The sequence below is a fragment of the Mesorhizobium sp. M5C.F.Ca.IN.020.32.2.1 genome (assembly GCF_004023105.1).
In the GTDB taxonomy this organism is placed as follows: domain Bacteria; phylum Pseudomonadota; class Alphaproteobacteria; order Rhizobiales; family Rhizobiaceae; genus Mesorhizobium; species Mesorhizobium wenxiniae.
The window spans coordinates 1-7,429 of the sequence record NZ_RZSX01000255.1; the positions used below are offsets into that span (position 1 = coordinate 1).

General features: G+C 63.0%; 6 protein-coding genes. All 6 read left to right on the plus strand.

Annotated elements, in window-relative coordinates:
* The first annotated feature begins 26 nt into the window (after positions 1-26).
* The gene (locus EOA86_RS14825; RefSeq protein ID WP_128342306.1) at positions 27-1,532 is read left to right on the plus strand and encodes an altronate dehydratase family protein; all 1,506 of its coding nucleotides are present in this window, start codon (positions 27-29) and stop codon (positions 1,530-1,532) included.
* 58 nt (positions 1,533-1,590) lie between these two features.
* Complete coding sequence (locus EOA86_RS14830; protein WP_128342308.1) at positions 1,591-2,589, plus strand: aldo/keto reductase; 999 nt, start codon at positions 1,591-1,593, stop codon at positions 2,587-2,589.
* 326 nt (positions 2,590-2,915) lie between these two features.
* On the plus strand, positions 2,916-3,911 hold the full coding sequence (locus EOA86_RS14835; RefSeq protein WP_128342310.1) for an ABC transporter substrate-binding protein: 996 nt from the start codon (positions 2,916-2,918) through the stop codon (positions 3,909-3,911).
* 148 nt (positions 3,912-4,059) lie between these two features.
* Positions 4,060-5,613: a sugar ABC transporter ATP-binding protein gene (locus EOA86_RS14840; protein WP_065009742.1), complete on the plus strand. Its 1,554-nt coding sequence runs from the start codon at positions 4,060-4,062 to the stop codon at positions 5,611-5,613.
* The gene (locus EOA86_RS14845; RefSeq protein ID WP_095520284.1) at positions 5,610-6,575 is read left to right on the plus strand and encodes an ABC transporter permease; all 966 of its coding nucleotides are present in this window, start codon (positions 5,610-5,612) and stop codon (positions 6,573-6,575) included. The genes EOA86_RS14840 and EOA86_RS14845 overlap by 4 nt, the downstream gene beginning before the upstream one ends.
* 68 nt (positions 6,576-6,643) lie before the next feature.
* The coding region (locus tag EOA86_RS14850; protein WP_164891757.1) for a zinc-binding alcohol dehydrogenase family protein at positions 6,644-7,429 on the plus strand (786 nt) is incomplete at its 3' end.

Below are 7,429 nucleotides of genomic sequence, written 5' to 3' on the forward strand. Positions count from 1 at the left end.
TCCCAGGAACACCCAGGAAACTGCCCGTGAACGCCGCAAACAGCATTCTTCTGTCCCCCGCCGACAATGTCGCGGTCGCCAACGGCCGCATCGAGATCGGCGCGGTACTGCCGGGCGGTGCCGTCGCCACCGCGTTGATCGAACCCGGCCACAAGGTAGCGATCAAGCCGATCGCCGCCGGCGAGGCCGTGGTCAAATACGGCCAGGCGATCGGCCGCGCCACCCAGAACATCGCACCCGGCGAGCATGTCCATTCGCACAATCTGATCTTCGAGTCCGGGCGTTTGCCGGTGGTGCCGCCGAGCGAAGCCGTGCACGCGACCGAGGCCGACCGCGCCCGCATCTTCATGGGCTACCGTCGCGCCGACGGCCGTGCCGGCACGCGCAACTTCGTCGGCATTCTCGCCAGCGTCAATTGCTCGGCCACCGTTTGCCATGCCATCGCCGACGAGGCGAACCGCACTCTCCTGCCCAGATATCCCGACATCGACGGCTTCGTTCCGATCGTCCACGGCCAAGGCTGCGGGATGAGCGCCACCGGCGACGGCATGATGGTGCTGCACCGCACGCTGGCCGGCTACGCCCGCCATCCGAATTTCGGCGGCGTGCTGATGGTCGGGCTCGGCTGCGAGGTCAACCAGCTCACCCTCTATGGGCAGAAGGGTGTCGCTGCGGGAAAACGCCATTTCAACATCCAGGAAGCCGGCGGCTCGCGCAAATCGGTCGAGAAGGCGATGCTGGTGCTGGCCGAGATCGCCGAGGAGGTCGGCAAGCTTGAGCGTGAGCCAATCCCGGTCAGCGAGATCGTCGTCGGCCTGCAATGCGGCGGCTCGGACGGCATGTCCGGCATCACCGCCAATCCGGCGCTGGGCGCCGCCGTCGACATCCTGGCCGGTGTTGGTGGCATCGGCATCCTCTCCGAGACGACGGAAATCTACGGCGCCGAGCATCTGCTTGCCTACCGTGCGGCGACCCCGGAGATCGCAGCCAAGCTCGATGGCTATGTGAAGTGGTGGGAAGACCATGTCGCCAAGCATGGCGCCTCCATCGACAACAATCCGTCGCCCGGCAACAAGCGCGGCGGCCTGACCACCATCCTGGAGAAGTCGCTTGGCGCGGTCGCCAAGGGCGGACAGACGCCGCTCAACGGCGTCTTTGGCTATGCCGAAAAGGTCACCGGACACGGCTTGGTGTTCATGGACACGCCCGGCTACGACCCGGTTTCCGCCACCGGCCAGGTGGCAGGCGGCGCCAATGTCATCGTCTTCACCACCGGCCGCGGTTCCTGCTTCGGCTGCCGGCCGACGCCGTCGATCAAGGTCGCCAGCAACTCGACCATGTACCAGACCATGGAAGAGGACATGGACGTGAATTGCGGCGTCATCGCCTCGGGCGAAAAGACCATCGCCGGCATGGGCCGCGAGATCTTCGAACTGATCGTCGAGACGGCTTCGGGGCGCAAGACCAAGAGCGAGGAGTTCGGCTACGGCGACAACGAGTTCGTGCCCTGGCACCTCGGCGCGACCCTCTAGAACAGCCATTAACTGACTCAAGACGCGGGCCAGGCAAATGGCCGGTGGGAGGCTTTGCATGAAGAAACGCCGTGTCGGCAGCACCGCGCTGGAAATAACCGAGGTCAGCTTCGGCGGCGCGGCGGTCGGCGGCCTCTACCGAGCTTGCCCGCGCGAGGCGGCGATGCAGACGCTGCAGGTCGCCTGGGAAGCCGGCCTGCGCTATTTCGATACGGCGCCCTTCTACGGCTTCGGCCTCTCGGAACGCCGCTTCGGCGATTTCCTGCGCGACAAGCCGCGGGACTCCTACGTGCTGTCGACCAAGGTTGGGCGCCTGTTCCGGCCGGTGCCGGAAGACCAGATTCCGGACCATTCCTATGTCGATCCGTTGCCCTTTGCGCTCGACTACGACTATTCCTATGACGGCATCATGCGCTCGGTCGAGTTCAGCTATGCGCGGCTTGGCCTCAATCGGATCGACATCCTGTTCGTCCACGACATCGGCGTCTACACACATGGGGCCGAGAAGGCGAAGCTGCATTTCCGCCAGTTCATGGATGGCGGGCTGAAGGCGCTGGAGGAGCTGAAGTCGTCCAGGGTCATTTCCGCCTACGGCCTTGGCGTCAACGAGGTTCAGATCTGTCTCGATGTGCTGCGCCAGGCGCCGCTCGACTGCATCCTGCTCGCCAGCCGCTATTCGCTGCTCGACCGCACCGCCGAAGCCGAATTGCTGCCGCTTTGCCGGCAACGGCAGACCTCGCTGATCATCGGTGGCGTCTTCAATTCCGGTATCCTGGCAACGGGCCCGGTACCGGGCGCCCATTTCGATTATCTGCCGGCCACCGCGGACATTCTCGGCCGCGTCGGGGCGATGGAAAAAATCGCCGCCGAAGGCGGCTATCCGCTTGCAGCGGCGGCGTTTCAGTTCCCGCTGCACGAGCCTGTTGTCGCTTCTGTGCTGACGGGCACCGCCAAACCGACCAATCTGGCGCGAAATCTCCAACTGCTCGATATCCAGGTGCCCGAAACCGAATTCGCCAAATATGATCGTTACACGGTCGTACAGAAACTCGGCTGACGCGCTGCGGCCTTCGCCCTCGTCGGTTAAACAGCGGACGGCGCAATCAGGAGGCGTAACAATCGAACGCCCCAAAAGAATGAATATTCCATCTTGACTGGTTGGTGGAATTAATATTCCATACCTTTCGGAGAGGATCTGTAGGGTTTGGCAATGAGATCGGTCTAGCCATTAAGGAGACCGATGCGAAACACCGCTTGCGTCGACCCAACCTATGCACTATCAAAATGCGGTAAATGTTTTTTATTGATAAAGTTCTGTTTGGACAGCGCCTATCCAAACCGAGCTTCAGCAACGTTCACCGGGCGACTTAGGGAGGAAGCCTTATGAAATTCGTGACCAGCATTCTCAACCGCCGCGCATTCGTGGCGCTCGCCGCCGCCTCGATGCTTGCCGGCGTGTTGCATTCGGCGCCAGCTTCGGCGGCGGACGTAACCATTCCGATCATCGTCAAGGACACCACCTCTTTCTACTGGCAGATCGTCCTGGCCGGCGCCCGCAAGGCCGGCAAGGACCTCGGCGTCAATGTGCCGGAACTCGGCGCCCAGGCAGAGACCGACGTCAACGGCCAGATCTCGATCCTCGAGAATGCCGTCGCCGGCACCCCGGCTGCCGTCGTCATCGCGCCGACTGAAGCCAAGGCGCTCGGCAAGCCGATCGATGAGGCAGCCACCAAGGTCAAGATCATCGGCATCGACTCCGGCGCCGACTCCAAGGCCTTCACCTCGTTCCTGACCACAGACAATATCCAGGGCGGCCGCGTCGCCGCCGACGGGCTGGCGGCCGCGATCGGCGAAGCCAATGGCGGCAAAATCGAGGGCGACGTCGCCCTGATCACCGCACTTCCGGGCGCTGGTTCGCTCGAACAGCGCGCCCAGGGCTTCAAGGAGCAGCTTGCCGCCAAATATCCCGGCCTGAAGCTTGTTGCCGACAAGTACGCCGACGGCCAAGCCACTACCGGCCTCAACATCGCGACCGACCTGATAACCGCCAATCCGAACCTCCAGGGCATCTTCGCCTCCAACCTGATCATGGCGCAGGGCGTCGGTCAGGCGATCGCCGAGAACAGCTTGGCCGGCAAGGTCGGACTCGTCGGCTTCGACAGCGACGAGAAGCTGATCAAGTTCCTCAACGACGGCGTCATTTCGGCTCTCGTCGTCCAGGATCCGTACCGGATGGGCTATGACGGCATCAAGACGGCACTCGCGGCCTCGAAAGGCGAGAAGGTCGAGGCCAATGTCGACACCGGCGCCAACCTCGTCACCAAGGCCAATATGAAGGATCCGAAGATCGACGCGCTGCTCAATCCGAAGCTCGACTGAGCACCGGCAGGTGCACCGTTTCCGGGGCCTCGTTGCCCCGGAAACACCCTGAAAGTGGTTCGAAATCAGCCGGCTTCAATACCCTTGACGATGCGACCCGGCCAGCATCGCTACGTGCCAATCGTGAGGCCAATCTGGGAGGATTGTCATGACATCGACGGCGCAGGAACTGCATCCGGCCCCAACGCTGGAACCGGGCAGGACGATCCTCGAACTCAAGGGCTTGGAGAAGCGATATCCCGGCACGCACGCGCTGAAGCCGGTTAACCTCGCCTTCAAGGCCAGCGAAATCCACGCCATTGTCGGCGAGAACGGTGCCGGCAAATCCACCCTGATCAAGCTGCTGACCGGCGTCATGCCGCGCACCTCCGGCGACGTCATCTGGGAGGGCAAGCCGGCAGCGCTGGCGACGCCGCATGAGGCGATGGCGCTGGGCATCAATGCTGTGCATCAGGAGGTCGTTCTGTGCCGCCATCTCACTGTCGCAGCCAACATGTTCCTCGGGGAGGAGGATTCCCGCTTCGGCATCCTGCAGCAGCGGGCCATGGTCAGGGAAGCGCAGAAGATCATCGACGATCTCGGCTTTGATCTGCCGGCCCATGTCGTGCTGGGCGACCTGACCATAGGCCAGCAGCAGCTGATCGCCGCCGCCCGCGCCACCGTGCGCGGCACCAAGTTCCTGATCTTCGACGAGCCGACTGCTTATCTCACCCGGAAGGAAGCCGACCAGCTGTTCACGCTGATCCGCCGGCTGAAGGGCGAAGGCGTCACCATCATCTACATCAGCCACCGCATGGAAGAGGTGTTCGAGCTCGCCGACCGCGTCTCGGTGCTGCGCGACGGCACGCTTGTCGGCACCAGGAACATCGCCGAAACCAACGACGCCGAGCTGGTCAAGATGATGATCAACCGCTCGATCGAGCAAGTCTATCACAAGGAGCATTTTACCCCGGGCGCGACGCTGCTCGAAGCCAGAAATCTCTCCGGCAAGGGCTTCGAAAATGTCTCGATGACGGTCCGTGCCGGCGAAATCGTCGGGCTCTACGGCCTGATCGGTGCCGGGCGCAGCGAGTTCGTCACCACGCTTTACGGCCGTCATCGCAAGTCGGCCGGCCAGATCCTCTGGGAGGGCAAGGCGGTTCAGGTCAATTCCGAGCATGACGCTATCAGGCTCGGCATGGCGCTGGCGCCGGAAAGCCGCCGCGACCAGGGCCTCTGCCTCAACCTGCCGGTCGGCCTCAATCTCAATCTGCCGATCTACAAGCGCATCTCCAGCAATCTGCTGATCTCCAGCGCACAGGAGAAGACCGAGGCGGATCGCCAGATCGCCAATCTCAGGATCAAGACACCGACGCGCAACGCGCTCGCCTCCAGCCTGTCCGGCGGCAACCAGCAGAAGATCGTCATCGGCAAGTGGCTGGCGCACGGCGCCAAGCTGTTCATCTTCGACGAGCCGACAGTCGGCGTCGATGTCGGCACCAAGGCCGAGATCTACCGCCTGTTCAGCGCGCTTTTGTCCAATGGCGCCGGCATCATCCTGATCTCGTCCTATCTGCCCGAGGTCTATGAACTGGCCGACACACTGCATGTGTTCCGGCGCGGCAAACTGGTGGCCACTCATGGTTTCCGCACTGCCGACCATGAGGAGATCCTCACCCAAGCGCTGGCCGAGAAACAAGAAAAACCGGGAGGACAGATATGAGCACCGAGGCGATCCCGGCCGAAAGGCCGAAACGCAACTACAACGCCCTGTTCGGGCTGACACTGCTGGCGCTGCTGGTATTATTGTGGGTCATCCTGTCGGTGGCGACGCCGAGCTTCGCCTCCGCCAACAACATCTCGAATCTGCTGCGGCAAGGTTCGATGATCGCCATCCTGGCAGTCGGCCAGACCTTCGTCATCATCACCGGAGGCATCGACCTTTCCGTCGGCGCCGTCGTCGGCTTCGCCACCGTCATCGTGGCGATGTTGATCAATGCCGGCGTGCCGATTTTCCTCGCCATCCTGATCACCTTGCTGGTTGGCGTCGCCATCGGCATGTTCCATGGCTTTGGCATCGTCAGAATGGGCCTGCCGCCCTTCATCATCACGCTGGCGACGCTGACATCCTTGCGCGGCATCGGCCTCTTGATGACCAACGGCAACTCGATCTCGATCAACAACGATGCTTTCCAAATGTTTTCGCGCAGCTCGTTTCTCGGCGTCCCCAATCTGTTCTGGATGGTGATCCTCGTCGGCATCCCCGCCTACATCTTCCTGCATCACAGCCGCTGGGGCCGGTATCTGTTCTCGGTCGGCTCCAACGCCGAGGCATCGCGTCTGTCCGGTGTCAACGTCCAGCGCACCATCTACATGGCCTATACGCTGTCGGGCCTCTGTGCGGCTTTTGTCGGCGTGCTGCTTGCCTCGCGCATCGGCATCGGCAATCCGACGCAGGCCGAGGGCTGGGAGTTGCAGGCGATCGCCTCGTCGGTGATTGGCGGCACCTCGCTGTTCGGCGCCGTCGGCTCGGTGCACGGACCGCTGCTCGGCGCCTTCATCCTCGCCACCATCAACAACGGCGCCAATCTCTTGAACGTCAATGCCTTCTGGCAGCGCATCATTACCGGCGTGCTAATTATCGTCATCGTCTATTTCGACGGCCTGCGCCGCCGCGGCAAGTAGACCATATTAACAACCGCCGGCCCGGCGCTAGCGGGGCCGGCGGTTTCATGAACAGACTGGATTGAACTATGAAAGCCGTCGTCTGCCGCTCGCCCGGTGAGCTTGTTCTGGAAGACCGCCCGGCGCCAGGCACTCCGCCCTCTGGCTGGGCGCTGGTCGCGGTTAGTCATGTCGGCATCTGCGGCACCGACTATCATATCTTCGAGGGCAAGCATCCGTTCCTCGCTTATCCCCGCATCATGGGCCACGAGGTTTCCGGCACTGTGATCGAGGCCGGCGAAGGCGTCGATCTGGCCGTTGGCGAACCGGTGATCATCAATCCCTATCTCGCTTGCGGCAAATGCATCGCCTGCCGGCAAGGCAAGCCTAATTGCTGCGTCAGGATCGAGGTGCTCGGCGTCCACCGCGACGGCGCCATGTGCGAACGGATCCTGGTGCCGGCGCAGAATCTCTACCCGGCCAACGGCCTATCGCTGGCCGACGCCGCCGCCGTCGAATTCCTGGCGATCGGGGCGCATGCCGTTCGGCGCTCGCTGGCGCAGCCCGGCGCGCGCACGCTGGTCATCGGCGCCGGGCCGATCGGGCTCGGCACGGCGCTTTTTGCCCGCATCGCCGGTCTCGACGTGACGCTGCTCGACATGAGTGCCGAGAGGCTGGGTTTCGCCGCAAGCGAACTCGACTTTGCCACCCTCGACGGCTCGAAGGGATCGGCAACCGATCTGGCGCGGGAGGCGACTGACGGCGAAGGCTTTGACGTGGTTTTCGACGCCACTGGCAACACCCAGTCAGTCCAGTCGGCCTTCGCCCATGTCGCGCATGGCGGAACGCTGGTCCTGGTCAGCGTCGTCAAGGAC

What these genes read in the sequence shown, in the direction of transcription:
- EOA86_RS14840 (WP_065009742.1), top strand. Translation starts at nt 4,060, where the DNA reads ATGACATCGACGGCGCAGGAACTGCATCCGGCCCCAACGCTGGAACCG.
- EOA86_RS14845 (WP_095520284.1), top strand. Translation starts at nt 5,610, where the DNA reads ATGAGCACCGAGGCGATCCCGGCCGAAAGGCCGAAACGCAACTACAAC.
- EOA86_RS14835 (WP_128342310.1), top strand. Translation starts at nt 2,916, where the DNA reads ATGAAATTCGTGACCAGCATTCTCAACCGCCGCGCATTCGTGGCGCTC.
- EOA86_RS14830 (WP_128342308.1), top strand. Translation starts at nt 1,591, where the DNA reads ATGAAGAAACGCCGTGTCGGCAGCACCGCGCTGGAAATAACCGAGGTC.